At 63.8% G+C, this 25,347-nt stretch carries 30 protein-coding genes, 1 tRNA gene, 1 rRNA gene and 1 riboswitch; of the genes, 15 read left to right on the top strand and 17 right to left on the bottom strand.

Features of this window, described 5'->3' with window-relative positions; translation table 11 throughout:
* Window positions 1-102 precede the first annotated feature (102 nt).
* A complete protein-coding gene (locus G473_RS0103160; protein ID WP_029011904.1) occupies window positions 103-516 on the top strand; it encodes a tellurite resistance TerB family protein in 414 nt (137 codons plus the stop codon).
* Window positions 517-549: 33 nt separating this feature from the next.
* Here G473_RS0103160 and pspF read toward each other — a convergent pair whose 3' ends face one another.
* Window positions 550-1,680: a phage shock protein operon transcriptional activator gene (gene pspF, locus G473_RS0103155; protein WP_029011903.1), complete on the bottom strand. Its 1,131-nt coding sequence runs from the start codon at window positions 1,678-1,680 to the stop codon at window positions 550-552.
* A 238-nt stretch (window positions 1,681-1,918) separates the two neighbouring features.
* On the opposite strand from pspF, the gene G473_RS0103150 reads away from it, so the two are divergent.
* From G473_RS0103150 to G473_RS0103125, 6 genes are all read left to right on the top strand, one after another.
* Entirely contained in the window at window positions 1,919-2,119 is a 201-nt protein-coding gene (locus tag G473_RS0103150; RefSeq protein ID WP_029011902.1) for a hypothetical protein, read from the top strand.
* 13 nt (window positions 2,120-2,132) lie between these two features.
* Window positions 2,133-2,804: a phage shock protein PspA gene (gene pspA, locus G473_RS0103145; RefSeq protein WP_029011901.1), complete on the top strand. Its 672-nt coding sequence runs from the start codon at window positions 2,133-2,135 to the stop codon at window positions 2,802-2,804.
* A gap of 90 nt (window positions 2,805-2,894) precedes the next feature.
* Window positions 2,895-3,122 (top strand): envelope stress response membrane protein PspB, encoded by a 228-nt coding sequence (gene pspB, locus G473_RS0103140; protein WP_029011900.1) that lies wholly within the window; start codon window positions 2,895-2,897, stop codon window positions 3,120-3,122.
* The gene (gene pspC, locus G473_RS28925; protein ID WP_051329836.1) at window positions 3,119-3,751 is read left to right on the top strand and encodes an envelope stress response membrane protein PspC; all 633 of its coding nucleotides are present in this window, start codon (window positions 3,119-3,121) and stop codon (window positions 3,749-3,751) included. The genes pspB and pspC overlap by 4 nt, the downstream gene beginning before the upstream one ends.
* Before the next feature lie 51 nt (window positions 3,752-3,802).
* Entirely contained in the window at window positions 3,803-4,048 is a 246-nt protein-coding gene (locus G473_RS0103130) for a hypothetical protein (RefSeq protein WP_029011898.1), read from the top strand.
* Window positions 4,049-4,111: 63 nt separating this feature from the next.
* Window positions 4,112-4,333 carry a hypothetical protein gene (locus G473_RS0103125; protein ID WP_029011897.1) on the top strand — a complete coding sequence of 74 codons (222 nt, stop codon included), beginning with the start codon at window positions 4,112-4,114 and terminating at the stop codon, window positions 4,331-4,333.
* 494 nt (window positions 4,334-4,827) lie between these two features.
* Here the strand turns inward: G473_RS0103125 and G473_RS0103120 are convergent, their stop codons facing one another.
* Both G473_RS0103120 and prmC read right to left on the bottom strand, forming a co-directional pair.
* Window positions 4,828-5,265: a DUF4167 domain-containing protein gene (locus G473_RS0103120; RefSeq protein ID WP_029011896.1), complete on the bottom strand. Its 438-nt coding sequence runs from the start codon at window positions 5,263-5,265 to the stop codon at window positions 4,828-4,830.
* A 237-nt stretch (window positions 5,266-5,502) separates the two neighbouring features.
* A complete protein-coding gene (prmC, locus tag G473_RS24840) occupies window positions 5,503-6,384 on the bottom strand; it encodes a peptide chain release factor N(5)-glutamine methyltransferase (protein WP_245579975.1) in 882 nt (293 codons plus the stop codon).
* A 221-nt stretch (window positions 6,385-6,605) separates the two neighbouring features.
* Here prmC and ppa point away from each other — a divergent pair, with 221 nt between their 5' ends.
* Both ppa and G473_RS24835 read left to right on the top strand, forming a co-directional pair.
* A complete protein-coding gene (gene ppa, locus G473_RS0103110; RefSeq protein WP_029011895.1) occupies window positions 6,606-7,139 on the top strand; it encodes an inorganic diphosphatase in 534 nt (177 codons plus the stop codon).
* Between the two features lie 166 nt (window positions 7,140-7,305).
* Entirely contained in the window at window positions 7,306-7,665 is a 360-nt protein-coding gene (locus G473_RS24835) for a DUF4870 family protein (RefSeq protein ID WP_051329834.1), read from the top strand.
* Between the two features lie 48 nt (window positions 7,666-7,713).
* On the opposite strand, the gene G473_RS0103100 is transcribed toward G473_RS24835, so the two are convergent.
* Window positions 7,714-8,340 carry a glutathione S-transferase family protein gene (locus tag G473_RS0103100; protein ID WP_029011894.1) on the bottom strand — a complete coding sequence of 209 codons (627 nt, stop codon included), beginning with the start codon at window positions 8,338-8,340 and terminating at the stop codon, window positions 7,714-7,716.
* Between the two features lie 125 nt (window positions 8,341-8,465).
* Here G473_RS0103100 and G473_RS0103095 point away from each other — a divergent pair, with 125 nt between their 5' ends.
* Together G473_RS0103095 and G473_RS0103090 are read left to right on the top strand one after the other, a co-directional pair.
* Entirely contained in the window at window positions 8,466-9,020 is a 555-nt protein-coding gene (locus G473_RS0103095; RefSeq protein ID WP_161630932.1) for an SEL1-like repeat protein, read from the top strand.
* Window positions 9,021-9,287: 267 nt separating this feature from the next.
* Window positions 9,288-11,993, top strand: a complete 2,706-nt coding sequence (locus tag G473_RS0103090; RefSeq protein ID WP_029011892.1) for a bifunctional acetate--CoA ligase family protein/GNAT family N-acetyltransferase — start codon at window positions 9,288-9,290, stop codon at window positions 11,991-11,993.
* 249 nt (window positions 11,994-12,242) lie between these two features.
* Here G473_RS0103090 and G473_RS0103085 read toward each other — a convergent pair whose 3' ends face one another.
* The 5 genes from G473_RS0103085 to G473_RS0103065 form a co-directional block, all read right to left on the bottom strand.
* Complete coding sequence (locus G473_RS0103085) at window positions 12,243-13,547, bottom strand: glutathionylspermidine synthase family protein (protein ID WP_029011891.1); 1,305 nt, start codon at window positions 13,545-13,547, stop codon at window positions 12,243-12,245.
* Window positions 13,548-13,573: 26 nt separating this feature from the next.
* The gene (locus tag G473_RS0103080) at window positions 13,574-14,212 is read right to left on the bottom strand and encodes a DUF1190 domain-containing protein (protein WP_029011890.1); all 639 of its coding nucleotides are present in this window, start codon (window positions 14,210-14,212) and stop codon (window positions 13,574-13,576) included.
* Between the two features lie 29 nt (window positions 14,213-14,241).
* Window positions 14,242-15,078 carry a coiled-coil domain-containing protein gene (locus G473_RS24830; protein WP_051329833.1) on the bottom strand — a complete coding sequence of 279 codons (837 nt, stop codon included), beginning with the start codon at window positions 15,076-15,078 and terminating at the stop codon, window positions 14,242-14,244.
* A 71-nt stretch (window positions 15,079-15,149) separates the two neighbouring features.
* On the bottom strand, window positions 15,150-15,542 hold the full coding sequence (locus G473_RS0103070; RefSeq protein WP_035705259.1) for a DUF350 domain-containing protein: 393 nt from the start codon (window positions 15,540-15,542) through the stop codon (window positions 15,150-15,152).
* Window positions 15,543-15,645: 103 nt separating this feature from the next.
* Window positions 15,646-16,680 (bottom strand): serine hydrolase domain-containing protein, encoded by a 1,035-nt coding sequence (locus G473_RS0103065; RefSeq protein ID WP_029011888.1) that lies wholly within the window; start codon window positions 16,678-16,680, stop codon window positions 15,646-15,648.
* A 202-nt stretch (window positions 16,681-16,882) separates the two neighbouring features.
* Window positions 16,883-17,020, top strand: a riboswitch (FMN riboswitch).
* An 82-nt stretch (window positions 17,021-17,102) separates the two neighbouring features.
* On the opposite strand from G473_RS0103065, the gene G473_RS0103055 reads away from it, so the two are divergent.
* A complete protein-coding gene (locus G473_RS0103055; RefSeq protein ID WP_029011887.1) occupies window positions 17,103-17,573 on the top strand; it encodes a 6,7-dimethyl-8-ribityllumazine synthase in 471 nt (156 codons plus the stop codon).
* A 64-nt stretch (window positions 17,574-17,637) separates the two neighbouring features.
* On the opposite strand, the gene G473_RS0103050 is transcribed toward G473_RS0103055, so the two are convergent.
* The 5 genes from G473_RS0103050 to G473_RS0103025 form a co-directional block, all read right to left on the bottom strand.
* Window positions 17,638-17,865, bottom strand: a complete 228-nt coding sequence (locus G473_RS0103050; protein WP_029011886.1) for a helix-turn-helix transcriptional regulator — start codon at window positions 17,863-17,865, stop codon at window positions 17,638-17,640.
* A gap of 3 nt (window positions 17,866-17,868) precedes the next feature.
* A complete protein-coding gene (locus G473_RS28920; protein ID WP_051329832.1) occupies window positions 17,869-18,303 on the bottom strand; it encodes a hypothetical protein in 435 nt (144 codons plus the stop codon).
* Window positions 18,304-18,467: 164 nt separating this feature from the next.
* Window positions 18,468-20,591: a polyribonucleotide nucleotidyltransferase gene (pnp, locus tag G473_RS0103040; protein WP_029011885.1), complete on the bottom strand. Its 2,124-nt coding sequence runs from the start codon at window positions 20,589-20,591 to the stop codon at window positions 18,468-18,470.
* 368 nt (window positions 20,592-20,959) lie between these two features.
* Window positions 20,960-21,229, bottom strand: a complete 270-nt coding sequence (rpsO, locus tag G473_RS0103030) for a 30S ribosomal protein S15 (protein ID WP_029011883.1) — start codon at window positions 21,227-21,229, stop codon at window positions 20,960-20,962.
* A gap of 254 nt (window positions 21,230-21,483) precedes the next feature.
* Window positions 21,484-21,990 carry a DUF1178 family protein gene (locus tag G473_RS0103025; protein ID WP_342665641.1) on the bottom strand — a complete coding sequence of 169 codons (507 nt, stop codon included), beginning with the start codon at window positions 21,988-21,990 and terminating at the stop codon, window positions 21,484-21,486.
* 118 nt (window positions 21,991-22,108) lie between these two features.
* Between G473_RS0103025 and G473_RS0103020 the strand changes: the two genes are divergently transcribed.
* A complete protein-coding gene (locus tag G473_RS0103020; protein ID WP_051329831.1) occupies window positions 22,109-22,693 on the top strand; it encodes a class I SAM-dependent methyltransferase in 585 nt (194 codons plus the stop codon).
* Here G473_RS0103020 and G473_RS24820 read toward each other — a convergent pair whose 3' ends face one another.
* Entirely contained in the window at window positions 22,694-23,362 is a 669-nt protein-coding gene (locus G473_RS24820; protein WP_051329830.1) for a TetR family transcriptional regulator, read from the bottom strand.
* A 94-nt stretch (window positions 23,363-23,456) separates the two neighbouring features.
* Between G473_RS24820 and G473_RS0103010 the strand changes: the two genes are divergently transcribed.
* Together G473_RS0103010 and G473_RS0103005 are read left to right on the top strand one after the other, a co-directional pair.
* Window positions 23,457-23,996 (top strand): Mpo1 family 2-hydroxy fatty acid dioxygenase, encoded by a 540-nt coding sequence (locus G473_RS0103010; RefSeq protein ID WP_029011880.1) that lies wholly within the window; start codon window positions 23,457-23,459, stop codon window positions 23,994-23,996.
* A gap of 7 nt (window positions 23,997-24,003) precedes the next feature.
* Entirely contained in the window at window positions 24,004-25,020 is a 1,017-nt protein-coding gene (locus G473_RS0103005; protein WP_035705256.1) for a 2-dehydropantoate 2-reductase, read from the top strand.
* A 41-nt stretch (window positions 25,021-25,061) separates the two neighbouring features.
* Here the strand turns inward: G473_RS0103005 and G473_RS0103000 are convergent.
* A tRNA-Met gene (locus tag G473_RS0103000) sits at window positions 25,062-25,138 on the bottom strand.
* 97 nt (window positions 25,139-25,235) lie between these two features.
* A 5S ribosomal RNA gene (gene rrf, locus G473_RS0102995) occupies window positions 25,236-25,347 on the bottom strand; the annotation flags it as partial.

The raw sequence follows: 25,347 nt of genomic DNA, 5'->3' as shown, positions 1-25,347 counted from the left end.
CTTCGGGCTGGATCGGTGCCGGACCAGCCGTCAGGCTGTGATGCCAGGGTGCCAAGGCCGGCCACCCCGGCCGTACCCCCCATGCCGGCCCGGGACGATAAGATGATCGATCACTACCGCGCCCTGATTTACAGCATGGTCCTGGCCTCTGCCGCCGATGGTGACATGACCGACGCGGAACTGCTGACCATCGGCGAAAATGTACGGTCCCTCCCGGCTTTCCGGGGCTTCTCGATCAACATGCTGACCGACATCGCGCGTGAATGCACTGAATTGCTGTCCGATCCGGACGGGCTGGACAAGACCATCGGCCTGATCCGGGGCAGCCTGCCCAAGGCGCTGCGGGAAACCGCCTATATGCTGGCCTGCGAGGTGGTGGCATCCGATCGCAGCGCCACGCAGGAGGAACTGCGCATGCTGGAACTGATCCGCCATGGGCTGGACGTAGACCGGCTGACCGCCGCTGCCCTGGAACGGGGCGCCCGTGCCCGCCATACCAGCCTGCGCGAGGCCTGATCGCCCGGCATGACGGGGGATGGCACGGGCAGGTTACTCGCCCGCGTCCCCATCCTCCGCCTCATCCCCATTGCGGGGGCCATGCCGCTTTTCCAGCAGACCATATTTGCGCAGATATCCCCGGAACTGATGGTAATTCAGCCCCAGGTCGGATGCGGCCCGCTTCTGGTGGAACTGGTTGCGCTCCAGCGCCGAGCGCAGCAGCGCCTTCTCGAAATCGGAGACCAGCCCCAGGAAGTCGCACGGCCCCTCCGACGGCCAGGGCGGCAGCCCATTGCCTGCCCCGGTTTCGTCTGCCACGGACGGTGCGCTGGAAGAGGGTGCTGGTGCCGGGGCCGGCTGCGGCGGCGCATCGACATAGATCGACATCTGCTTGGGTCGCCAGGGCGATTCGAACGGGTCGAACTGCACATCGCTGATGGGCATGTCCGGGTCGGCGGCGCGATAAACCGCCCGCTCCACCACATTCTTCAACTCGCGCACATTACCTGGCCAGTCATAGGCCAGAAGCTGCTGCATCGCCTCGCTGCTGAACCCGCCGAAATAGGGGCGGCCCAGCTCCTTGGCCATGCTCACACCGAAATGTTCGGCCAGGATGGGGATATCTTCCGGTCGGGCCCGCATCGGTGGGATGGTCACCACATCGAAGCAGAGCCGGTCCAGCAGATCGGCGCGGAATTTCCCCTGATCGGCCAGGCGCGGCAGGTCAGCATTGGTCGCGCCAACGACACGCACATCGACATCAATCGTCACCGTCCCGCCGACGCGCTCGAACTCCCCATATTCAATGACACGCAGGATCTTCTCCTGCACCCGCAAGGTAGCCGTGGCGATTTCATCCAGGAACAGGGTGCCACCATCGGCCAGCTCGAATCGGCCGACATGGCGCTTGGCGGCGCCGGTGAAAGAGCCAGCCTCGTGCCCGAACAATTCCGTTTCCAGCAGCGTATCGGACAGGGCGGCGCAGTTCAGCTTGACGAAAGGCTTGTCCCAGCGCGGTGACAGATAGTGCAGGCGGGCGGCCACCAGTTCCTTGCCCGTCCCCCGCTCCCCGATCACCAGCGTTGGGCGGTTCAAAGGGGCCGCCTGGGAAACATGCTCCATCAACCCCAGGAAAGATGGGGCCTGACCGATCAGCGAAGGCGGGTTGGCATTAGGCGACATGGGCGTTTCTCTCACCTTATTTGCTCCACCCTAGCGGAAAGTGGGCGGTTTGGCGAGAGAGTGGTGAAAATCGCCACGAGTTGACATCCGTACCAACGGACGACAACCCCTCCATTTTCAATAATACCTATAACTTATTGATATTAAACGATTTCAAGGATAGCAGCCACACTTGGCACGCCCTTTGCTGAATAGAAACCCGACACCGGGGACACTCAAGACGGAAGGAACCGCAGCGATGACCGACTTCACCCTTGACGGGGGCCTGAGCAGCCGCCAGACCGACGACGGTATCAGGGGCCGGAGCGGGTTTTTCGCCCGCCATGCCGGCGGTATGGGTCGGGATCTTTACGAAGATTTCCGGGCTGTGCCGGTGGAAGCATGGATCATCCTTGCGGTCGCAACCGGTTTGAGCAACCTTTTCATTGCCCTTGCCTGAAGGAGAGCCTGACATGGGCATTTTTTCCCGCCTCGGCGACATCGTTAATTCGAATATCAACGCCATCCTGGATCGTGCGGAAGACCCGGAAAAGCTGGTCCGCCTGATCATCCAGGAAATGGAAGACACCCTGGTCGAGGTGCGCTCCTCTGCGGTCAAAACCGTTGCGGAGAAGAAGGAAATCGAGCGCAAGCTGGTTGAGCTGCGCCGCGAGTCCGAAGACTGGCAGCGCAAGGCCGAGTTCGCCCTCTCCAAGGATCGTGAAGATCTCGCCAAGGGGGCGCTGGTCGCCAAGGCCAAGCTGGCCGAAGCGGCCGAGCAGATGGCCACCGAACTTTCCCGTCTGGATACGGCCCTGGCCAAGACCAACGAGGATATCGGTGCCCTGCAGCAGAAGCTGGCCGATGCCAAGAGCCGCGAGAAGGCCCTGATCGCCCGTCACAAGACGGCGACCAACCGGCTGAAGGTCCGCACCCAGCTTTATGATGAGCGGATCACCGATGCCCTGTCCCGTTTCGACCAGGTGGAACGCAACCTGGATGTGCTGGAAGGCCGGTCAGACGTTCTGGGCATGGGCCGCAGCAAGAGCCTGGACGAGGAGATCGCCGAACTGGAGGCGGAATCCAAGGTCGAGTCCGAACTGGCGGCCCTGAAGGCGAAACTGGCCCAGAAGACGCAGCAGTAAGGTGTCGGGGTGGAAACCGGCATGGCCTTGCCTTCAGGGCAGGCCATCCGGTACCAAACCCCACATCACGGGGAGAAAAGGGGGCCTAGCATGTCCGAAGGAATTTTCGTCGTCGCGATCATCTTCCTGGTGATCGTGGCGCCGGTCTGGATCATTTTCCACTATGTCACCAAATGGCGTATCGCCAAGACCCTGTCGGCGGATGATGAGCAGATGCTGTCCGATCTCTGGCACAGCGCCAGCAAGATGGAAGACCGCATCCGGCAACTGGAAAAGATTCTGGACGCCGAAGCACCGGGCTGGAGGTCGAAATCATGAAAAGACGGGATTTCGACCCCACCACCCCGCCTCCCTTTCCCGGCCGGCAGCGGCGCGGATATGGGTCAGGCCCCGGGGGCAGCTGCCGCAACTGGGAATATGAATGGCTGGGAAAGCACCCTAACCAGAGTTGGGGCGAATATCTGGGCCTGTCACCCGCCCGGTCCCGCCGGTTCTATCGCGACCATGAAGGGACAGGCGATGCCACATCGCTGGATGGGGAGGAGATGATGGAGAATTACGGTCGCTCACCCAACCCGCACCGGCTGTATCGCAGCCGCACGGATGTGAAACTGGGCGGCGTCTGCGCCGGAATCGCCGATTATATGAATATCGACAGCTGGATCGTCCGGCTGGGTTTCATCATCGGTTTCTTCGCCTTCACGCCCGTCTTCCTGTTCGGCTATCCGATCCTGTGGTGGATATTGAAGCAGCAGCCCATGGGCCTGTATGAAAGCCGCGAGGAAGAAGTATTCTGGCGCTCGGTTGCAACCAAGCCCGACCAGACCCTGTCCGCCCTGCGCGCCAAATTCCGCGATCTGGACCGCGAGATCGGCAGCCTTGAAGGCTATGTCGCCTCCCGGGAATATGACCTGCACCGCCAGTTCAAGGATCTGGAGAGCAAGTAAAGACCGGAAGGGCGCCATGAGAAGCCCGTCGCCCTGAGGGAGCCGCCCCCCATGTTCAATACACCCTATATTGTGCCGGTCCTGGCCCTGGCCATTCCCAGCATCGCCATTGTGCTGAACCATATCCGCAAATGGCAGGCCATTGACCTGGAACAGGCCCAGGGCGAGGTCGATCTGCGCCGGCGCTTCCGCAGCATGGATGAGATCGACCGCCGGGTCGCCGATATCGAGCGCTATGTCACCAGCCCGGAATTTGAACTGAACCGCAAGTTCCGCCACTTGGCCGACAAGCCCTGATCCTCTCTCCCTGCCCCTTATGCCGCCCGCTGGCGCCGGCACCTGACGCAGAAGGTCGCAAACATGTTCAATACGCCCTATATCGTGCCGGTCATGGCGTTGATGATCCCCATCGTGGCCATCGTCATGAAGCACCTGACCAAGATGCGCGCCATGCGGCAGGGCAGCCTGTCGGAAGGCGCCGCCCATGAGCTGACCGTCCGGGCGGAACGGCTGGAACAGCGGGTCGGCCAGTTGGAACGCATCCTGGATGCAGAAGCCCCCGGCTGGCGCAGCCGGACCTGACAGACAAGCCTGTTCGGAGTTGAGGGCGGCGACCGCCGACCCGCCGCCTGGTAGCAGCATGGCCCACCCGGCGAGCCAGGAAGCACGAAATCTCCTGTGATCGGTCACGATCACGGGAGATTGGGATAAGGCGTTTCCCCACGCCGGGTGGGGACCGGTTCCGCGAATGATGCGGAATGTGGGAAGCGGAGTGTAATACAAATCCGCCTTGAGTTTGACTCATGGCGGATTTGTATCGGCGGCGACTGCCGCCGCGCGGCTCGTGCCGCGTCAGCCAAGCCAACGGATGTTGGCGCCGGCGCCTGAGGCCGTCGAAGGGTTGACCAAGGGTCAATCATTCGGCGAATTGGTATAAGTAAAATGAAAAGGGGCCGGCAGGGCGCTATCAGCGCCCCGGCCAGCCGCTGGCAGCGGTACGGAAAAACCATCACAGGCAGAAACCTTCCCGGCGCCTTTTGACAGGATCGCCGGGCGGGTTCAGACAGAGGGGCAGGTCAGGCCGCCGGCTGGTCCTGTTCAGCGCCGTCGGCTTCCGCCTCGTCGCCCTCATCCCCTTCATCACCCTCGTAACCGCCCTGCTGGGGCGATTGTTCCTGGCGATAGCCATTGGGACGCTGGCGGGCTTCCTGCTCGTTGATCAGGCACATGATGCGGTAATAATGTTCCGCGTGCTGGAGATAGTTCTCAGCCGCGATCCGGTCACCGGAGGCATGTGCATCACGGGCAAGCGCCTGATACTTTTCATAAACCTGAAAAGCATTGCCGCGGATGCGGACATCCGGCCCGTTGCTGTCATAATTCTGGTGGCGCTGCGGTCCGCTCTGACGGCGATTACCGCCCCCGTTGCCGCCATTTCCACCGCCACCACCACCGCCGCCATTATTATTGCCGCCGCGGCCGCGTGAACGCCGTGTGTTCGGTCCTTGTCTCATTCGATTTGCGCTCTGGCCCCTGGTTTCCTGCCTTCGGACATTGGCGACCCGGTCTTCACCATCGTTCGAGCATATGCTTTCTGGCGGTCGACCTGTGTTTTAGAGGGGGAGGTCGGGTATTCCATCCCCTGGGCTGCCAGCCCCGGTCCGAGGGCTTCGCCATGGCGGGCGCCCCACGCGCCACCGCCATATGCTGCGGACCCTAGCGATAGTTGACTTGCATTCCAACAGGTTTTTTCACAAGTCGCGCGGTGTGATGGGGATTGTGCCCAGCGCCACCCGGTCACGCCCGCCCAGATCGGGCAGGGTTGCCACATCCGCCAGCCCGGCTTCGCGCAACAGCCCAGCCACGGCAGGCCCCTGGTCGGCACCATGTTCCATCACCACCAGCCCGCCCGGCACCAGCAGCCGCGCCATTTCCCCCGCCAGCAGGCGGTAAGGATCAAGCCCATCGGCCCCGCCGGCCAGGGCGCGCCGCGGCTCAAACAGGGCGACCTCGGGCTGCAACCCGTCCACCTCTGCCTCGGGAATATAAGGCGGGTTGGAGACGACGATATCGAAGCGCCCTTCCAGCGCGCTGGCCCAGTCCCCGGCGATAAAGCCGGCCCGTTCCCCCAGGCCCAGCGCCTGCGCATTGCCCCGCGCCACCGCCGCCGCCTCGGGACTGAGATCGACACCGACCCCGGTCGCTTCTGGATATTCGCTCAACAAGGCCAGCAGGATGGCCCCGGTTCCGGTCCCCAGGTCCAGCACCCGCCAGGGGGTCCGCCGGTCCGGGCGGCGCTTCAGCACCGCTTCCACCACCGTTTCGGTATCCGGGCGGGGGATCAGCGTTTCCGGCCCCAGGGCCAGATCCAGCCCCCAGAATTCCCACCGCCCCAGGATGCGCTGCACCGGCTCCCGCGTCAGGCGGCGGGCCACCTTCTCCTGAAAGGCCGGCAGGCCGGTAGCCGGCACCACCACCTCCCCCCGCCGGCGAAGCTGGGCCACCGGCACATTAAAGGCCGCTTCCGCGAGATAGAGCAGGTCCAGGCGCGCATCGTCGATCCCGGCCGCGATCAAGCGGGCTTCGGCATCAAGCAGCAGGGGGGCGAAAGCGATGGGATCGGCGATGGTCACGGGCGGCATATGGCTTAAAGGAAGACAGATGCCGGGATATGAGCATGGATAGGGCCAGCCAGGCCAGCCCGGCGGTACCGACTTTGGTAGATGCGGCGGAAATGCACGGGCGCACCCCGGTCCCGTCCCTTCTTTTCGCACCTGCACTCCGCTAGGATGCGCGCCGGTTGCGTGGCGGGAGAGGCCCGCCCGATAGGAAATGCTGCCAAGAAGGCTGAACGATGGATATCAGCAAGATCCCCTCCGGCAAAAACCTGCCCTGGGACATCAACGTCATCATCGAAATCCCGCAGGGCGGCCAGCCCGTGAAGTACGAGCTGGAAAAGGAAAGCGGCGCGCTGTACGTGGACCGTTTCCTGCACACGGCCATGTTCTACCCGGCCAATTACGGCTTCGTCCCCCACACGCTGGCGCTGGATGGCGACCCGATTGACGTGATGGTGGTCGGCACCACCCCCGTGGTGCCGGGCGTCGTGCTGCGCTCCCGCCCCATCGGCGTGCTGATCATGGAAGATGATGCCGGCATGGATGAGAAGATCCTGGCCGTGCCGGTGGACAAGCTGCACCCGTTCTATTCCAACATCACCAGCTATCGCCAGTTGCCGCAGATCCTGGTCGAGCAGATCGCCCACTTCTTCGAGCATTACAAGGATCTGGAGCATGGCAAGTGGGTCCGCATCGTCCGCTGGGACGAGGCTGACGTGGCTGCCAAGCTGATCCAGGAAAGCTTCGATCGCTACAAGACCGAAGGCTGATCCGTCCCCCTGCGGGGAGATCATGAAAAGGCCGGGCATCCATCTGTGGGTGCCCGGCCTTTTTCATGCCCGCCCGCGGGACCACCTGCCCTTTCCCCTTGCCAGGGGGATGGTACCGGTCAACTCTGTCAGGGTTGTAGAACTTTGGGGAAAGAGGGAACGGGGGATGATGAATGATTACGTCACGCCGGAAGAAAACCGGTTCCGTGACACCTGCGTTCTGGTCCATGCGCTGAATGTGGCCAGTTGCGTTTTCGGTATTACCGCGCTGGTGGCCCTGATCATCGCTTATGTGAAGCGGGACGAGATGGCAGGCACCATCTGGGCCGGGCATCTGACCTATGCCATCCGCACCTTCTGGCTCAGCCTGCTTTTCACCTTCATCGGCGCGATCCTGTCAGTGATCGGGGTGGGGATCGTGCTTTTGCTGCTGGTCGCCCTCTGGTTCCTGATCCGCTCCGTCGTGGCGTTGCTGAAAGCCATTGACCGCCGGCCCATCCCCGACCCGAAGACCTTCCTGATCTGAAAGGTTGGCCCCGTCCTGCCTATGGCCAAGATGGGGCCCAACCAGCATTCACCGCTTATCGGCCCCGTCACCGCGCGCCCAGGCGCGCTGATAGGCGGGGCGGGTCTGCATCGCCTTCAACAGGCGCTGGCAATGGGGATAATCATCCCCCATCCCGGCCCGCTGCGCCGCCACTTCCAGCGGGAAGCTCATCATGATGTCGGCGGCGCTGAACTGGTCACCGGCCAGCCATTGGCTGCGCCCGGCTTCCTTCTCCACGAAATCCAGGTGCAGCTTCACCTGCTCATTCACCATGCCGCGGATCGGCAGGGCCAGCAGGCCCATTTTAGTGGCGATCAGCTTCAGCAGCAATTGCGGCATCAGCGACCCTTCCGCATGATGCATCCAATAGCGATAGCGCCAGTGATCGTCGCCGGCCTCGGGCGCCGGGGCCAGATGGGGGGCATTGCGGGCGATGAAATATTCGATGATCAGCCCGGTTTCGGCCAGAACCCTGCCATCCACCTCTACCAGCGGCAGCTTGCCCAGCGGATGCAGGTCGCGCAGCGCCTTGGGCGCGCGCATGGTGCGGCGGTCACGCCAATGGCGCACCACCTCATAGTCCAGGCCGATTTCCTCCAGCAGCCACAGCACCCGCTGCGACCGGGAAATATTGAGATGATGGACGCGGATCATGAACAGGCCCCCCTGACCGGCCCCTGCCGGTCTCCTGTCAGCGAAGATAGTCCACCACCGCGCCGTGGAAAGAGGGAACAGCGATGCTATGCTGTCCCTTATCACCCCATTGCCCGGAACCATTGATGGCACCCCGCCTACACGGTCCTTCCCCCCGCTCCCTGTCCGTGCGGATGCTGGCGATGATGGCGCTGGCGGTTCTGTCGGCCTGTACCACCACACCAGAGGCAGAACCGCTGGTCTGTGCCGGGCTGGCCGCCTGCCGCATGGCCGATCCTTGCGTGGATATCCGCCGCGCCGGGGTGGAGGCGGGGCACCAGCCCTTCGCCAATCGGCCGGAACTGTCGGTCGCCTTCGACCATGCCTGCCAGGGCAGCACGATCGGCGCCTTCCTGATGGCAGACGCCTTTGACCGGGGTGGGGCCGGGATCGGCCGCAATGCTGATCTGGCCGCCCGGTTCTACCGGCTGGCCGCCAGCCCCCCGCCCAAGCCGCGTCCCGGCGCGCCACTGCCGCCCAAAGACCCACCCCTGGCGGAAGCCGCCTATCGGCTGGGCCTGATGTATTGGGAAGGGCGCGGCGTGGCCCAGGATCTGGACGCATCGCGTATCTGGCTGTCCCGCGCGGCATCAGCCGGCCATGAACAGGCCCGCCTCGCCCTCAAAGGACTGGAGAAGTAAGGTTTTATGCCGTCCCGATGATCGAAACCGATCACCGGGCTTCAATCGCCCGCGCCGCCATCCGGCGGCTCGGCTACGCGCCATTGGGCGCGCGACGACCGTCGCCGCCGTCCCCCGGGAAGGGATTGGATCATTCCCGTCCTGATCGCCTTCCTGTTTGACCCATATCATCGCGCCCCTTTTGATGGGGTTTATGGTGCGGCCCCGATCTGTCAGCATCCATTCTGCCCCGACGATGGGCATTGCCAGTTGATAAGGAGCGCCCCGATGACGATCCGCAACCTGGACCGGCTGTTCAAGCCACGCTCTGTCGCCCTGATCGGGGCCAGTCGCCGCGACCGGTCGGTCGGCAAGGTGATCGCCCGCAACCTGTTCAATGCCGGGTTCGATGGCCCGGTCATGCCCGTCAATCCCCGTGAAAGCAGCATCGAGGGGGTGCTGGCCTATAAATCGGTGGCCGACCTGCCGGTCGTGCCCGATCTGGCGGTCATCGCCACCCCGCCCGCCACCGTGCCCGGCCTGATTGCCGAGTTGGGCGCGCGCGGCACCAAGGCCGCCGTCGTCATCACCGCCGGCTTCGGTGAGATGGGGGAGGAAGGGCGCAAATTGCAGCAGGCCGTGCTGGATGCCGCCCAGCCGCACCTGCTGCGCGTCATTGGGCCGAACTGTCTGGGCATCATGGTGCCCGGCCAGGGGCTGAATGCCAGTTTCTGCCATGTGCCGCCGCTGAAGGGAGATATCGCTCTGGTCGCCCAGTCAGGCGCCATCGTCACCTCCATCGTCGATTGGGCGACGCCGCGCGGCATCGGCTTTTCCCATCTGGTGTCGCTGGGGTCGATGTCGGATGTCGATTTCGGCGATATGCTGGATTATCTGGCCCAGGATGCTGGCGTGCGCGCCATCCTGCTTTATGTGGAAGCCATCACCAACGCGCGCAAATTCATGTCCGCCGCCCGCACCGCGGCCCGCGCCAAGCCGGTAATCGTCATCAAGGCCGGGCAGAGCGAGGAAGGATCGCGCGCCGCGGCCAGCCATACCGGGGCCCTGGCCGGAGCTGACGCCGTTTATGATGCCGCCTTCCGCCGCGCCGGCATGCTGCGGGTGGGGGAGTTGGACGAGTTGTTCTCCGCCACCGGCACCCTGGCCACGGGCGTGCAGATCAAGGGCGACCGGCTGGCCATCCTGACCAATGGCGGCGGTGTCGGCGTGCTGGCCACCGATGCACTGATCGCCGGCGGCGGCCGGCTGGCGCAACTGGCGCCGGAAACCATCGAGCAGTTGAACAAGGTGCTGCCGCCAACCTGGAGCCATGGCAACCCGGTGGATATTATTGGTGATGCCGATGGCAAGCGCTATGCCGACGCGCTGAACATCCTGCTGACCGACCGGAACTGCGATGCCGTGCTGGTGCTGAACTGCCCGACGGCGGTGGCCGATGGGCGCGATGCCGCCCAGGCCGTGGTGGATATCGTTCATGCCCGCAACCAGCGCGGTGGCGGCGACCGCAAGATCCCCATCCTGACCAACTGGCTGGGTGAACAGCAGGCCGCCCCCGCCCGCCGCCTGTTTGAAGCTGCCCGCATCCCGCATTACCACACGCCCGGTCAGGCGGTGGGCGCCTTCCTGCATCTGGTGCGCTATCAGCGCAATCAGGAACTGTTGATGGAAATGCCGGCCAGCGCGCCGGACCAGTTTGATGTGGATATGGCCGCCGCCCGCGCGCCGATTGATGCCGCCCTGGCGGAAGGGCGGCCCTGGCTGTCGGAATATGAGGCGAAGGAGGTCTTGCGCGCCTATGGCATCCCCTGCGTCCAGACCGTCACCGCCAGCAGCCCGGCAGAGGCGGAACGCGCGGCCAAGCGGCTGGGCGGACGCATCGCGCTGAAAATCCTGTCCCCGGATATCACCCATAAATCGGACATGGGGGGCGTGGCGCTGAACCTGGCCCCGTCCCAGGTCTGGGCCGAGGCGGAGGCGATGATTGAGCGTATCCGCACCGCCATGCCGGAAGCCCGGATTGAGGGCTTTACCGTGCAGGAGATGGCGCACCGTCCCGGCGCGCATGAGCTGATCGTCGGCATGGTGGATGACAGCCTGTTCGGCCCCGTCATCCTGTTCGGTGCCGGCGGCACATCGGTGGAGGTGGTGGGCGACAAGGCCTTGAGCCTGGCCCCGCTGAACCTGAACCTGGCGCATGAGGCCATGGCCCGCACACGGGTCTATAAGCTGCTGAAGGGCTATCGCAACCGGCCCGCCGCTGACCTGGACGCCATCGCCCTGGCCCTGACCAAGATCAGCCAGTTGGTCATTGATTTCCCGGAAATCGCGGAACTGGATATCAACCCGCTTTTTGCGGATGAGACCGGTATCCTGGCCCTGGATGCCCGCATCCGCGTGGTGCCCGCTACTGAACAGGCCAAGAAGCGGCTGGCCATCCGCGCCTATCCCAAGCGGCTGGAACATCGCGTGACCCTGCGCGACGGGCAGGAATTCCTGATTCGTCCCATCCGGCCGGAGGATGAGACGGCAATCCATGATCAGGTCTCCCACACCAGTGTGGAAGATTTGCGCCTGCGCTTCTTCGCGCCGCTGCGCCGCCTGTCACACCAGATGGCGGCCCGCCTGACCCAGATTGACTATGACCGGGAAATGGCCTTGGTCGCCATCCCCACCGGCCAGATTGATGGCGATGGCAAGGGGCCGATCTTCGGTGTCGTCCGCATCACCGCCGACCCCAATAATGAACGGGCCGAATATGCCGTGCTGGTCCGGTCCGACATGAAGGGCAAGGGGCTGGGGTCGCTGCTGATGCGGGAAATCCTGGCCTATGCCCGCGACCGGGGGATCAGCGAAGTGTTCGGCGAGGTGCTGCGGGAGAATGTCTCCATGCTCAGCCTCTGCCGCGAGTTGGGCTTCCACGCCCATGACAATCCCGATGATCACGGCATCGTGGATGTCAGCGTGAAGCTGTAACCGGGCACCATTGCCCCGCCTTCCCCCCGATGGGGAAGGCGGGGCAGCAACATCCGTTGGATTGGCTAGAGTTTGTCAGGTTTAAATGGAATCGGACATGGTTCTTACCACCGTCACCCCGGCGCAGGCCGGGGTGACGGTGGAGGTTGATCCAACCTAAATCTGACAAACTCTAACGCGGCACGAGCCACGCGGCGGCAGCCACCGCCGACACCAATCCGCCAAGGGTCAAACTCAAGGCAGATTGGTTTATTCAAACCGGTGCGGCACGAAGCGGGACGTATCACGGGTCACAGCCGTGCTGTCCTCCCGGATACCGATGCCCCGGCACTGGTCACCCACCATCCAGGCACCGATCACAGCGTGATGGTCCCGCATCACGCCCTTGGCATCGGGCGCCCGTGCCGACACGACCGGCGACCAGGCCTGATAGACATAACCTTCCGCCCCGTAAGGCCCCTCGGTTTCCAGGACCGGTCGGCTGGCCAATGTGCCCCCCTCGCCCAACGTGGCGACGGAGATATTCGCCCCTTCCCGACCCAGCAGCGGCTTGGCCACCACGCGGGTGCCGGGGGCAAAGGCGCGGCGGTCGAAATGCGCTTCCACCAGATAGGGATGGTGGGGATACATTTCCCATAGCACGGCCAACAGCCCCTTGTTGGACAGCAGCATCTTCCAGGCCGGCTCCACCACCCGGATCTGGTCCTTTGCCACCAGATCCAGCAGCTTGGTGCCGAAATCATCGGCCACCAGCCATTCCCATGGCGTCAGCTTGAACAGACTGGAAATATCCTGGTCTTCCAAGTCGGTGAAGACAAAGCGCGTGGACCGGTCCCAGGGGCTGGTCTCTTCCGTCAGGCCGATATCGGAGAGCGCGATGGCCTTGGTGGCAAGGCCGGCTTCCGTTGCCGTATCCTGGATATAGCGCAGCGTGCCCTCATCCTCCTTATGCGGCATGGCGCAGGTCAGGTGCAGGGCGAGCGACTGCTCCCCCGTCCCCCGCCGACCCTGGTCCGCCGCCAGCCGCCGGTCAGCCCGCAGCAGACCCTGCCAGGCCTCCACCAGCCCTTCATGGATGGAATTGAACTGGTCGCCTTCGGGGAAGACCTCTTCCAGCCACGCCCATTGCGCCACGGCGGCCTCATACAGGCCGGTGGGCGTATCGGCATTATATTCCAGCAGCTTGGGCATGCCATCGCCATGGTCCGGCCCGCCATAGGCAAGATCGAACCTTCCATAGAGGGAGAATTCCTTTCCCGCTTCCCGCCGCGCCCATGACGCCTCAATGGCGGGCACGGCGGAAGCGGGAATGTTCAACAGCGGATAGAGCTTCTCGTCAATGATGCGGCGGGCGGCGGCGATGCACATCTTGTGCAGCTCGACGCTGGCATCATCCAGAAGGTCGATCTCGGCCTCGGTGAACAGCCAATAGGCACTTTCATCCCAATAAAGGCCGCTCGGGTCCTCGGATGTCGGGATGGTGTGGAAATCAAACCCCAACGCCTCCATCCGGGCGGGCCAGTCGGGGCGGGGACGGATCGAGACACGCTGCATGATGTTACTCTGATTGGAACGGCGGATCAGCCGCCACCGCTGAAACCACGCGAAGAACTGCCAAAGCCGCCCCGGCTGGTGCTGCGCGAGGGCTGACCGACCTGGCCCGACCGGCTGACCGGGGTCTGAACCGTGCTGGGCACGGAAGAGCGGCTGAAGCTTTCCCGGGAACCGGACCAGCGCCCCACTTCCGCCCCGCCACTGCGCATGAAGCCGCCACGGTCAATATAGATGGGGCGCGGCATGTAATAGCCGCCACCATAATAGCCGCCCCCATAGCCGGGATTGGGCTGCAGGGCGCGGGCCAGCATGAAGCCCATCAAGGCGGGCACGAAGACGTTGGAAACAGAGCCATCGGGCTGGGCCATCGCCATCGGCTGGCAGGCCCCCGGTCCCATCTGTGCTTCACAGGCATTCATGTCGGCAAAGCGCGGCGCGTTCTGCATATGCAGTTGGCGCGACTGCTCGAATGCCTTGGCGCATTCCTCGGCAGAGAACTCGACCTGACAGCTTTCCACCGTGGGGAATATCTTCGCCTCGGTCTGTTCCACCGCATCGCCACCATCGCAGGCGGACAGGGCCAAAGCCGCCGCCCCGCCGATCAGCAGCGTGGAGATATAGGCAGAACGCCGGCGCTTGGGCGCGGGCGACGGGGCGTCGGTCATGGCATTTTCCTCCCTGGGCGGCGGCGGGATCAGGCCGATTTGTCGGGCGACGGCAGGCTGGCGGTCGGGGCCGCGGACTTGCCGCTCAACCGGGCCAGACGCTCATGCACCGACAGGCCCGGCGTGGGGCCACCGCTGACCGCCTTCAACGCCGCCTCGATATTGGCATCCCCCAGATTGTCGCTGTTGCGGGAGGAAAGATCGGTCAGGGCCTGGGCCTTCATGCGCGCGGCTTCCGCATTGACGCGGGCCTGCTGGGCGCGACGCTGCATGGCATCCACCGCCACGGTCAGCTTGGACCCGTCGCCCTCGCCGCGCAGACCCGCGATCTGGGCGGCGCGGTTGGCGCGTTCCTTCTCCCGGCTCTCCTCGATCTTGGCGCGTTCCATGTCACGTTCGGCCTTGGCCAGGGCGGTCTTGGCCTCCGACAGGGCCTTGGCCTTTTCCCGATAAGCGGCTTCAGCTTCAGCCACCAGCGCCTCGGCCTCGTCGGCCTCCCGCTCCTCGATCAGCACTTCCTCTTCCAACTGCTCCAACTGGGTCAGCAGGTTGGCAAGGCTGGATTCCAGGCTGGCGCGCTTCACATCGTCGGTGGCGCCGGCAGTGGCGAGCTGGTTGTTCAGATGTTCAGCGGCAGCCAGACGGCGCCCATAATTCTCCCGTGCTTCCACGGCTTCCTTACGTTCGCGCTGAAGCTCAACCCGCAGGTTGGCCAGCAGCTTGCCGGCCTTGTCCAGATCGGCTTCCATCACCCGCAACTGGGCGATCGACGCGCTTTTCGGGTCCAGTTCGACCAGCGCGTCCACCACTTGGCGGCCCACCTGCTCACCCTTGACGCCCAGCAGCGTGCGGAAGAACTGCATCATCGCGGAAATGCTCCTGAAAAAATGGATCGGCCTTTGCGGCCCTTATCGGGGCAAATGTGGGGAAGCCCCCATCAAATCGAAAGGGCACCGGCGTTGAGAATGCCCATGGCGATGGAAAAAGCGCCCAGCGTGATGCCATAGCCCAGCCGGTCCTGCTCAATCCCCTGACGAAAGCCCGGCAGCTTCAGGCAGACAATGGCGAAGACGCCAAGCTGGCAGACCAGGGCAACGGCACCCCACAGCAGCAGATCCACGATGGCATAGGTGCCCGACGCGATGGAAAAGAGCGCAATCGCCATGCCGATCACAGTGCCCCCCAGGCTGACCGCGGCAGCGCTGTTGCCCTCCCGGATCAAGGCCACCTCCCGATAAGGGGTGATCAGCATATAAAGGGTGACGGCGACGGCCAGCAGGGCAACCGACACACCAAGAAAGGTGAAATAGAGGGGAAGGGTTTCCAGCATCGTCCCTGTCACTGCCTTGGGGCCGGCCCTGCCGGCGGATGCTGCGAAGGCTACTCATTTCCCTGTTTTTTGCAAGCAGGACGGGTGGGGATTGCGCCATCCGCTAGGGCCGTGGGGCCACTTGCGTTAAAATCTGGATGATGCCACGCCATTCCTTGATGACCCGCGGCAGGCGGTTTTCCACCATCAGCAGGATGGCAATATCACGCTGCCGGTCCAGCAACGGATAAGTGCCAAAGGCACCGGGACTGGACAGGATGGTGCAGGTACCATCGGCTGCCGCCGTCTCGCACCAAAAGCCGATACCATAGCCGGCCAGCGTTTCAGCCGCCGGCGGCAGTTTCTCGCGCCGCGCACCGGCAACGAGATTGCGTTCCATCGCCGGAAATATGCTTTCGGGCAGGATGCGCCGCCCCTGCCCGGTCACGCCACGGGCCGCGATCATCAACAGGATACGCTCATAATCATCCGGGCTGGCGATCAGGCCCCCTGCCACCCCCCATTTCTCCCCCCATCGGCAAGCGGGCGACAGGCCCAGCGGATCGGCGATATGGCGGCGGAACAGGCTGTTCCAATCCGCCCCGCCCACCTGCTCCACCAGATAGGCAGCCACCTGCATGGACACGCCACCATAGGCGAAAACCGTGCCCGGTACCGCCGCCATCTCCATCTCGCCAAGAGCCCGCGCAGCGGAGGCCGGGGTTGGATAGCGCCGATCTTGCCGGATGGGCCTCAGCGGCTCCAGGCCGGAGACATGGCTCATCAACTGGGCCAGGGTGATGGCGCCGGCGGGGCCAGCCTTCACCAGCCCCGCCTCAGCCATGGTCATATCGAGACGTAATTTTCCCGCCGCGACGAAAGACATCACCAGCAGGCCAGCCACCCATTTGCTGGCCGAGGCGACAGGGATCGCGGTGGCGGGCCTGATCGCACCGAAATAGCCGCGATAGAAGGGTTGGCCGGCCTGAAGCGCCACGGCCGCCACCCCCTTCAGCCCGTGGCGAGCGATAGCATTCCGGATCAGTGCCGTGACAGCCGGAATGTCAGGGGATGAGGGGTCAAGAGCGGCGCGAACCGGAAAGGACCAGGCGAGGCCAAAACCGGTCAGCCCCCCCAGCAACAGACGACGGGTCACCATGGGCAAATCCCTTTGAGGCTTCCGTCTGTTACGCCGTAACCGGCAAGACCCTGCATGCCAAGACACCGGGGCCGCCACCGTCTCCAACCATCAGGTGAGCCCAACCATCAGATGGGCAACGTCACCCACCCCGTTCCGCACCGTTGCACCCACGCCCCCATCCCTGCTATCGGCTTTCACCGTGGCCGCCATTCCGGTCGCCACCATCTCTCAGGGCGGGGTGAAAATCCCCACCGGCGGTATAGCCCGCGAGCGCCCGGCCAGGATATCCCGGTCGGGGTCAGCAGATCCGGTGAAATTCCGGGGCCGACGGTTACAGTCCGGATGGAAGAGAGGACAGGCTCGCCACCCGCCCGGCACGGTGCCGGGGGCCGGCGCCTGTCATCATGCCCTGGTTCTGGTCCTTGAAGGAAAGGGAGACCATGAATCAGTCTGAAACCTTGGCCACGGCACGCATCGCCTTTATCCAGTCCTGCTGGCACAGCGATATTGTCAACCAGTGCCGCGATAGCTTCCTGTCCTCCATCGGCGATCTGGGCATCCCCGCCGCCCATGTCGATCTGTTCGAGGTGCCCGGCGCCTTCGAGATTCCGCTGCATGCCAAGAAGCTGGCGGAAAGCGGGCGCTATGCCGGCATCGTCGCTGCCGGGCTGGTGGTCGATGGCGGCATCTATCGCCATGATTTCGTGGCATCCGCCGTTATTGACGGGTTGATGCGGGTACAGTTGGATAGCGGCGTGCCCGTCTTCTCCGCCGTGCTGACCCCGCATCATTTCCACGAACATGACGCCCATAACGGCTTCTTCCGCGACCATTTCATCAAGAAAGGCCGGGAAGCCGCATCGGCCTGTGTCCAGACCGTGCAGGCGCTGGCGCGGTTGACGGCGGCCTGATCCCGGCTGTCCGCCGAACGCGAGAGGCCGCCGGCAATGCGGCGCCTCTCGCTTTTCAAATTCCCTATGGGGCGCCGGCCTTGCCATCACCCTGCCACTGAAAGACGCTTTCCAGCGGTACCTTGAACACCTGGGCGATGCGGAACGCAGCCTCCAGGGATGGTGAGTATTTCCCTTGTTCAATGGCGGCCACCGTCTGGCGCGTAACGCCTATCCGTTCAGCCAGATCCTGCTGGGTCATCTCCCCCGCATCAAAGCGCAGGCGGCGGATATTGTTGGTGAAGGGCAGCATCGTTCACCAACCCCGCCGATACAGGAAAACCTGAGTACCCAGGCGTGACAGTTCAGCCAGCAGTAGGGCGAAAAGCATGAAATTCACCAGCAGGACGGGGCCGGAGCCGGCATGCATGCTCAGCATCGCCACCAGGACGCCGGTGACCAGGACATAAAAGCCCGTCCGCGTTCCCAAGAGCGCAATCACACGATCGCGCTCATCCCTGGGGCTGCGCGCTTCACGCGGTGTGCGCAGGCTGGCGACGATCGCCATCCCCACAGCAGCCACCGGCAGGCCGATGATTAAAGCCAGGATGCAATAGACCATCCACATAAACTGGCCCCCGGGCACCGCCGTCACCCCCAGATAAGAGCCGAAGACCGGGCCGAAATAGGCCACCCCAAAAACGGCCAGCGCCAGCAATTGCAACCAGATCAGCTTCTCTCGGAAGGACATGTTAAGCGCCCCATTCTTTATGTTAAGTTTATTTAACAATAAGTGCGCCAAGTGATTTTCCGTGTCAAATATTTTTTACATAACCATAATATGAAAAAGGCCGCCGGGTCACCCCGACGGCCTTTCCACACAGTCCCTGTTCAGGGCCGCAACGGCAAAAGGGATCAACCCTCGGCCGGGGCGTCCTTCTTGGACAGGTCTTCGCCGGTTGCCTGATCGACAACCTTCATCGACAGCTTCACCTTGCCGCGATCATCGAAGCCCAGGACCTTCACCTTCACGGCATCGCCCTGCTTCACAACGTCGGTGACCTTGGCCACGCGCTCGTTCTTCAGCTCGGAGATATGGACCAGACCGTCCTTGGAACCCAGGAAGTTCACGAAGGCGCCGAAATCCATGACCTTGACGACCTTGCCGTCATAGATCTCGCCCACTTCCGGCTCGGCCACGATGCCCTTGATCCACTTGATGGCGGCGTCGGAGCACTTGCTGTCCACGGCCGACACCTTCACGGTGCCGTCATCCTCGATGTCGATCTTGGCGCCGGTCTGCTCCACGATCTCGCGGATCACCTTGCCGCCGGAGCCGATCACGTCGCGGATCTTCTCCTTCGGGATGTTGATCACGGTGATGCGCGGGGCATTGCCCGACACTTCGCCGCGCGCCGTGTTCAGCGCCTTGTTCATCTCACCCAGGATGTGGATGCGGCCCTTCTGGGCCTGCGCCAGGGCGATCTTCATGATCTCCTCCGTGATGGAGGTGATCTTGATGTCCATCTGCAGGGCGGTGACGCCCGCTTCGGTGCCGGCGACCTTGAAGTCCATGTCGCCCAGGTGATCTTCATCACCCAGGATGTCGGACAGAACGGCGAACTTGTCGCCTTCCTTGATCAGGCCCATGGCGATGCCGGCGATGGGGCGGGCCAGCGGGGCGCCGGCATCCATCAACGACAAGGACGTGCCGCAGACCGTGGCCATGGAGGAGGAGCCGTTGGACTCGGTGATCTCCGACACGACGCGCAGCGTGTAGGGGAACTCTTCCTTGGACGGCAGCAGCGGGTGGATGGCACGCCAGGCCAGCTTGCCATGGCCGATTTCGCGGCGGCCCGGGCTGCCCATGCGGCCGGCTTCACCCACGCTGTACGGGGGGAAGTTGTAATGCAGCATGAAGTTTTCGCGGTATTCGCCTTCCAGCGCATCCACGATCTGCTCATCCTGGTTGGTGCCCAGCGTGGCAACGACCAGCGCCTGGGTTTCACCGCGGGTGAACAGGGCCGAACCATGGGCGCGGGGCAGGATGCCCACTTCAGCCACGATCGGGCGGATATCCACGGTGGTGCGGCCATCGATGCGCTTGCCGGTCTCGATGACCGAACCGCGCAGGATGTCGGCTTCCACTTCCTTGAACATCTCGGAAATGGCTTCCGGCGCGAACTCTTCCTTCAGCGCTTCCTTGGCCTTGTCCTTGGCAGCGCCGACGGCAGCGTAACGCTCCTGCTTGACCAGGATCGAATAGGCGGCCTTCACGTCCGCGCCGGCCACTTGCAGGATACGGGCCTTGACGGCTTCCTTGTCGAAGGCCGGCGGGGCGATGTCGCGGGGTTCCTTGGCGCATTCCTCGGCCAGGTCGATGATCATGTCGATCACCGGCTGGAACTGGGTGTGGCCGAACATCACGGCGCCCAGCATGATCTCTTCCGACAGCTCCTTGGCTTCGGATTCGACCATCAGCACGCCTTCCTGCGTACCGGCAACCACCAGATCCAGGATGGCATTATCCATCTGGTCAGCGGTCGGGTTCAGGATGAACTGGCCATTCTCGTAACCGACGCGGGCGGCACCGATGGGGCCCAGGAAGGGCAGGCCGGAAATGGTCAGCGCGGCGGACGCGCCGATCATGGCCACGATGTCCGGGTCATTTTCCAGATCGTGGCTCAGCACGGTGCAGACCACCTGGGTCTCGCAGCGATAGCCATCGACGAAGAGCGGACGGATCGGACGGTCGATCAGACGGCTGACCAGGACTTCCTTTTCCGTCGGACGGCCTTCACGCTTGAAGAAGCCACCGGGGATCTTGCCCGCGGCGAAAGCCTTCTCCTGATAGTTCACCGTCAGCGGGAAGAAATCCACACCCGGCTTCGGGGACTTGGCGCCAACGGCAGTGGCCAGCACCACCGTGTCGCCGTAGCTGACCATGACGGCGCCATCGGCCTGACGAGCGATCTTGCCGGTCTCGATGACCAGCTTGCGACCGCCCCATTCCATTTCCTTGCGGAAGACCTTGAACATCTTATCGTTCCTTCCATCCGAAACCCTGGATCGCCCCGGATTGGGCGCCGGGCCGGGGCCTAATCGGACGGCCCCGCCTGTTTCATCCCTTCAGATGTTTTCCAGCACCGCTCATCGGCACCGGAAAACGAAAACGGCCAGCCGGAAGGGATCCCGGCTGGCCGTCCTCAATCATGTCGGGCGTAAAGCCCGGATCGCCGCGCCGCCAAAGGGTGTCAGCCCGGCCATCCCCTTCACCGACGCCATCCCCCTGGCTGCCGCAGCAGGCCCGGTGATCTGGCATGGGAGAAACAGGCGATGGCTCACGTGGGATGGCACCTTGCCGATGATGGATCGGATGGCGGCGACCAGACGACCGTTCCGGCGTCTTAGCGACGCAGGCCCAGGCGCTGGATCAGGCTCTCGTAACGGGCCTTGTCCTTGCCCTTCACATAGTCCAGCAGACGGCGGCGCTGACCGACCATCACCAGCAGACCACGGCGGGAATGGAAATCCTTCGCGTGGGTCTTCAGGTGTTCGGTCAGGTTGACGATGCGCTCGGTCAGGATGGCAACCTGCACTTCCGGCGAACCGGTATCGCCTTCCTTGGTCTTGTACTCTTCAATCAGCGCAGTCTTGCGCTCAGCCGTGATCGACATCTGTCGTCTCCACATCTGAATGTTTCAAGGGAAGCGCATCCGGCAACCACAAGGCCGCCCCTGGACAGGGATTGGCGGGGCGAACCCCACAAATGGATACGCGCCCGCTCTCACCGGGGCCGGGCCGGGATGTCGTCCAGCACGGTCCCGCGCGCGAACAGGCGTCAACGGTAGGAGGGTTGATGCGCCATCAGGCCGGCAGGGTCAAGCGGATTCCAGCAATCCTCCCTGCAAGGTCACGGCATGGCAGCCGGTCAGTTCCCAGTCGGAAGCCAGGGGATGCGGGCAAAGGCGACGCCTTCTTCCTGCAGCTTTTCCGCCTGTTCCTGGCTGGTCTCGCCATAGATGGCGCGGGACTGGGTTTCGCCATAATGGATTTTGCGCGCTTCCTCGGCAAAACGGTCGCCGACATGTTCGGCATTGGCTTCCACCTGCCGGCGCAGTTCCCGCAACGCGCGGAGCATTTCGGCCTGCTGCGCCTGCTCGGCCGGCTCGGGGTTGGCCGCGGGGGCCGGGGCCGGCATGGCCTCCGCCTCCCGGGTGCGGCCGGATTTGGCGATGCGCGGTGCCATCGGAGCTTTTTCCACATGCACATCGCCGCAGACCGGGCAGGTCAGGGCGTGGGAAGCCACCTGCTGCTCATAGGCATCATTGTTGCGGAACCATCCTTCAAACCGGTGGCCCTGGCCGCATTTCAGATCGAACAGGATCATCCCCGATCCCACATCCCATTGCTGTCGATCATCGGTCCCCCATGCCATGATGGCGACCGCCTTCTGCCGATGAACATGGCGACAGGGGACGCCCACTGCAATGCCATTGTCATGCAAGGCACCCATCGCCCCGTCTTTCCGCCGCTGCCCTGATGAGAAACATGTGATGAGCCACAGCCTGCCCTTTTCCCCACCCTCTGCCTGGATCGCCCGGTTTGCGCCCCTGGTGCCCCCCGGTGCGCGGCTGCTGGATCTGGCCTGCGGGGGTGGCCGGCATCTGCGCTTCTTCCATGGACGGGGCTGTCATGTCACGGGCGTGGATCTCGACCTGCGCGGCGTGGCCGACCTTGTGGGGCAGGAGCGGGTGAACCTGCTTCAGGCGGATCTGGAGAATGGCAATCCCTGGCCAGCAGCCCTGGCGGATTTCGATGCCGTGATCGTCACCAATTATCTCTACCGCCCGCTGCTGCCCGACCTGCTGGCCGCCTTGAAGCCGGGCGGCATCCTGCTTTACGAGACCTTCGCCATGGGCAACCAGCGCTTTGGCCGTCCGTCCAGCCCCGCTTTCCTGCTGCGGGCGGGGGAGTTGCTGGAACTGGCGCGGGGCCGGCTTCATGTCGTCGCGTTTGAACAAGGGGAAGTGTCCAGCCCCAAGGCTGCCGTCATCCAGCGGCTTTGCGCCATCGCCCAGCGCCCGGCAGCCCCGGATCTTGATGGCGATCCGGCCCCCGTCCCCCTGCCGCCGGCCTGATCAGGTGGCGGGCGGGGCCGGAAAGCCGATCAGCATATCCACCCAGAGCCGGCGCAGTGCCGCATGGTGGGGCGTGTCACCGGCTGCCAGTTCCTGCATCGCCATACCGCGCAGCATATAGACAGTCAGCACCATCAGATCGGCCATGGCCGCCCCCCGCTGCGGCGATGGGGCCAAAGCCATCCCCCAGCCCTGTCCGACCTCACCGATAAAGGCATCAAAGATTGGGGCCAGACGGGCGCGCAATTCCGCATCCGTCCGCGCCGCCAGCACCACCTCGAACAGCAGGTCGCGGTGGCGTCCCTGATAAAAGCGCCCCCAGGCCATCTCCAGCAAAGCGGACAACCGGGCCGCCGGGTCCGACATATCAGCCGGCAGCGGCAAGGCCAGGGTGCGTGCGGCGATGATGGCGTCACGCAGCAGCCCTTCTGCGGCCAGGGCCAGCATCTCGGCCTTGGTTTCGAAATGATGGCTCCAGGCACCGCGCGACACCCCGGCCCGCGCCAGGATCACCGAGAGCGACGCGCCGGCATGACCATGTTCAGCCAGGGCATCCAGGGTCGCCGCCGCCAGACGCTGGCGCATCTCCTCCCGGCGCTGTGTCTGGCTGCGCCGGGCCACCGGCTGTGATGCCATCTGTTCCATGACGATCTCGATTCTTCCCTTCATCGCTTCATCATTGCCACGAACCACGCTTCGATGTAAAAACAAACCAATCGGTCTGTTTTTAAGAGCCGCCTATCGATATCGGGAGGAACAGAGAATGAGCCGTCTGGCCCGCACCATGGCATTCTATGCCGCCTATCACCGCCACCCGCACAATAAGCTGACCCATGCGTTCGGCGTGCCGACCATCGTCTTCTCGCTGATCCTGGCTGCGACCTATGCCCGGTTCGACATTGCCGGGATGAACATCAGCCTTGCCGTGATCCTGGTGGCGGGACTGGTCTTTTACTATGTCGCGCTGGACCCGTTGATCGGCGGCTCCCTGGCGCTGGTCACTCTCCCGGTCCTGTGGCTGGCGGAACAGGTGGCAGCACTGCCCACGGCCATTGCCGCCGGTATCGGCATCGCCGCCTTTGTCGGCGGCTGGGCCGTACAGTTGCTGGGCCATTGGTTTGAGGGCAACAAGCCAGCCCTGACCGCCAATCTCTGGCAGATCTTCATGGCGCCCCTGTTCCTGATGGCTGAAGCTTTCTTTGCCCTGGGGCTGCGCAAGGATGTGGAGGCGGAGGTGAACCGGCTGGTCGATAGCGGCATTGCCGGCCCGGTGGCCGCCCATCCCCGGCAGACCACCGCCTGACACGCAGATGGCCTTTACCCTGCCAGCGGGCCGGCGGATCGCTATCGCCGGCGCCGGTTCCATCGGTGGTTATGCCGGGGGCTGCCTGGCCCTGGCCGGCCTGCCGGTCACCCTGCTGTTGCGCCCTGCCCTGGCAACGGCGCTGGCTGGGGGACTGCATCTGTCAGACCTGGATGGGGTTGATCGGGTTCTATCGCCAGATGCCCTCCACCTGGAAACGGAGCCGGCCATCGCCTTTGCCGATGCCGGGTTGATCCTGGTGACCGTGAAGGCGACGGATACGGACGCGATGGCAGCCTTGATCGCCACCCATGCGCCTGCCGATGCCCTTATTGTCAGTTTGCAGAATGGCATCGGCAATGCCGACCGGCTGAAGGCCCATTTGCCAGGGCGGCAGGTGCTGGCCGGCATGGTGCCGTTCAACGTCGCCCGGCCCACAGAGAGCCATTTCCACCGCGCGACTACGGGCGAGGTCATGATCGCCGATACAGTGCCGGGTCTGGCAGAGATGCTGAATGTGCCGGGATGGAAGGTGATCGCCCACCCGGATATGGTGAGTGTCCAATGGGGTAAGCTGCTGCTCAACCTGAATAATGCTTTGAACGCCCTTTCGGGTCTGCCACTGGCGCAACAACTGGGCGACCGCCGCTGGCGACGCCTGCTGGCGGCACAGCAGCGCGAAACCCTCACCCTTCTGCGCCAGGCCGGCATCCGCCCGGCGCGCCTGGGACGCATCAGCCCCACTTGGCTGCCTTTTCTCCTGGATTTGCCGGATTTCCTGTTCCGACGGCTGGCAGGGGCCATGCTGCGTATTGATCCGCTGGCGCGATCCTCCATGTGGGAGGATTTGCAGAAGCACCGCCCGACCGAGATCGATGCCTTGCAGGGCCATGTGCTGGCGCTGGCCGATAAGCTGGGCGGGGAAGCCCCGGTTTGCCGCCGGGTTCACACGCTGGTCAAGCAGGCGGAACATTCGGGTTTGGGTGTTCCGTCACTGTCAGCTGTATCGGCCTGGCGCAGATAGCAAAAAGCCGCTGATCTCTTACGAGTTCAGCGGCTTTTGTTTGGATGCGGGGACAGGATTTGAACCTGTGACCTTCAGGTTATGAGCCTGACGAGCTACCGGGCTGCTCCACCCCGCGTCAGAGGGCCGTTTTGCGGCCCGCAAAAGGTAACGCCCCTTGGCGATGTGCCGAGGGGCGTTTGGTTCTGGTATCGTGATTTACCTGTTACGGGCGGACCTGGCGGCGACCTACTCTCCCGTGCCTTAAGACAAAGTACCATTGGCGCAGAGGGGTTTCACGGCCGAGTTCGGGATGGGATCGGGTGGGGGGCCCTCGCTATGACCACC

This window comes from Niveispirillum irakense DSM 11586 (genome assembly GCF_000429645.1).
Taxonomy (GTDB): domain Bacteria; phylum Pseudomonadota; class Alphaproteobacteria; order Azospirillales; family Azospirillaceae; genus Niveispirillum; species Niveispirillum irakense.
Note: the sequence above shows the minus strand (reverse complement) of the source record. Positions and strands in the feature narration are given on the sequence as shown.

Coding starts and splice junctions, on each gene's coding strand:
- G473_RS0103160 (WP_029011904.1), top strand. CDS start 103: ATGATCGATCACTACCGCGCCCTGATTTACAGCATGGTCCTGGCCTCT.
- pspA (WP_029011901.1), top strand. CDS start 2,133: ATGGGCATTTTTTCCCGCCTCGGCGACATCGTTAATTCGAATATCAAC.
- G473_RS0103055 (WP_029011887.1), top strand. CDS start 17,103: ATGAATCAGTCTGAAACCTTGGCCACGGCACGCATCGCCTTTATCCAG.
- pspB (WP_029011900.1), top strand. CDS start 2,895: ATGTCCGAAGGAATTTTCGTCGTCGCGATCATCTTCCTGGTGATCGTG.
- G473_RS0103100 (WP_029011894.1), bottom strand. CDS start 8,340: ATGATCCGCGTCCATCATCTCAATATTTCCCGGTCGCAGCGGGTGCTG.
- G473_RS0103005 (WP_035705256.1), top strand. CDS start 24,004: ATGGCCTTTACCCTGCCAGCGGGCCGGCGGATCGCTATCGCCGGCGCC.
- G473_RS0103080 (WP_029011890.1), bottom strand. CDS start 14,212: ATGACCGACGCCCCGTCGCCCGCGCCCAAGCGCCGGCGTTCTGCCTAT.
- G473_RS0103050 (WP_029011886.1), bottom strand. CDS start 17,865: ATGCTGCCCTTCACCAACAATATCCGCCGCCTGCGCTTTGATGCGGGG.
- G473_RS0103125 (WP_029011897.1), top strand. CDS start 4,112: ATGTTCAATACGCCCTATATCGTGCCGGTCATGGCGTTGATGATCCCC.
- G473_RS0103090 (WP_029011892.1), top strand. CDS start 9,288: ATGACGATCCGCAACCTGGACCGGCTGTTCAAGCCACGCTCTGTCGCC.
- pnp (WP_029011885.1), bottom strand. CDS start 20,591: ATGTTCAAGGTCTTCCGCAAGGAAATGGAATGGGGCGGTCGCAAGCTG.
- G473_RS24820 (WP_051329830.1), bottom strand. CDS start 23,362: ATGAAGGGAAGAATCGAGATCGTCATGGAACAGATGGCATCACAGCCG.
- G473_RS0103020 (WP_051329831.1), top strand. CDS start 22,109: ATGAGCCACAGCCTGCCCTTTTCCCCACCCTCTGCCTGGATCGCCCGG.
- rpsO (WP_029011883.1), bottom strand. CDS start 21,229: ATGTCGATCACGGCTGAGCGCAAGACTGCGCTGATTGAAGAGTACAAG.
- G473_RS0103120 (WP_029011896.1), bottom strand. CDS start 5,265: ATGAGACAAGGACCGAACACACGGCGTTCACGCGGCCGCGGCGGCAAT.
- G473_RS0103070 (WP_035705259.1), bottom strand. CDS start 15,542: ATGCTGGAAACCCTTCCCCTCTATTTCACCTTTCTTGGTGTGTCGGTT.
- pspC (WP_051329836.1), top strand. CDS start 3,119: ATGAAAAGACGGGATTTCGACCCCACCACCCCGCCTCCCTTTCCCGGC.
- G473_RS0103130 (WP_029011898.1), top strand. CDS start 3,803: ATGTTCAATACACCCTATATTGTGCCGGTCCTGGCCCTGGCCATTCCC.
- ppa (WP_029011895.1), top strand. CDS start 6,606: ATGGATATCAGCAAGATCCCCTCCGGCAAAAACCTGCCCTGGGACATC.
- pspF (WP_029011903.1), bottom strand. CDS start 1,680: ATGTCGCCTAATGCCAACCCGCCTTCGCTGATCGGTCAGGCCCCATCT.
- G473_RS24830 (WP_051329833.1), bottom strand. CDS start 15,078: ATGATGCAGTTCTTCCGCACGCTGCTGGGCGTCAAGGGTGAGCAGGTG.
- G473_RS0103150 (WP_029011902.1), top strand. CDS start 1,919: ATGACCGACTTCACCCTTGACGGGGGCCTGAGCAGCCGCCAGACCGAC.
- G473_RS0103065 (WP_029011888.1), bottom strand. CDS start 16,680: ATGGTGACCCGTCGTCTGTTGCTGGGGGGGCTGACCGGTTTTGGCCTC.
- G473_RS0103085 (WP_029011891.1), bottom strand. CDS start 13,547: ATGCAGCGTGTCTCGATCCGTCCCCGCCCCGACTGGCCCGCCCGGATG.
- G473_RS24835 (WP_051329834.1), top strand. CDS start 7,306: ATGATGAATGATTACGTCACGCCGGAAGAAAACCGGTTCCGTGACACC.
- G473_RS0103010 (WP_029011880.1), top strand. CDS start 23,457: ATGAGCCGTCTGGCCCGCACCATGGCATTCTATGCCGCCTATCACCGC.
- G473_RS0103095 (WP_161630932.1), top strand. CDS start 8,466: ATGGCACCCCGCCTACACGGTCCTTCCCCCCGCTCCCTGTCCGTGCGG.
- G473_RS0103025 (WP_342665641.1), bottom strand. CDS start 21,990: ATGGCATGGGGGACCGATGATCGACAGCAATGGGATGTGGGATCGGGG.
- G473_RS28920 (WP_051329832.1), bottom strand. CDS start 18,303: ATGTCCTTCCGAGAGAAGCTGATCTGGTTGCAATTGCTGGCGCTGGCC.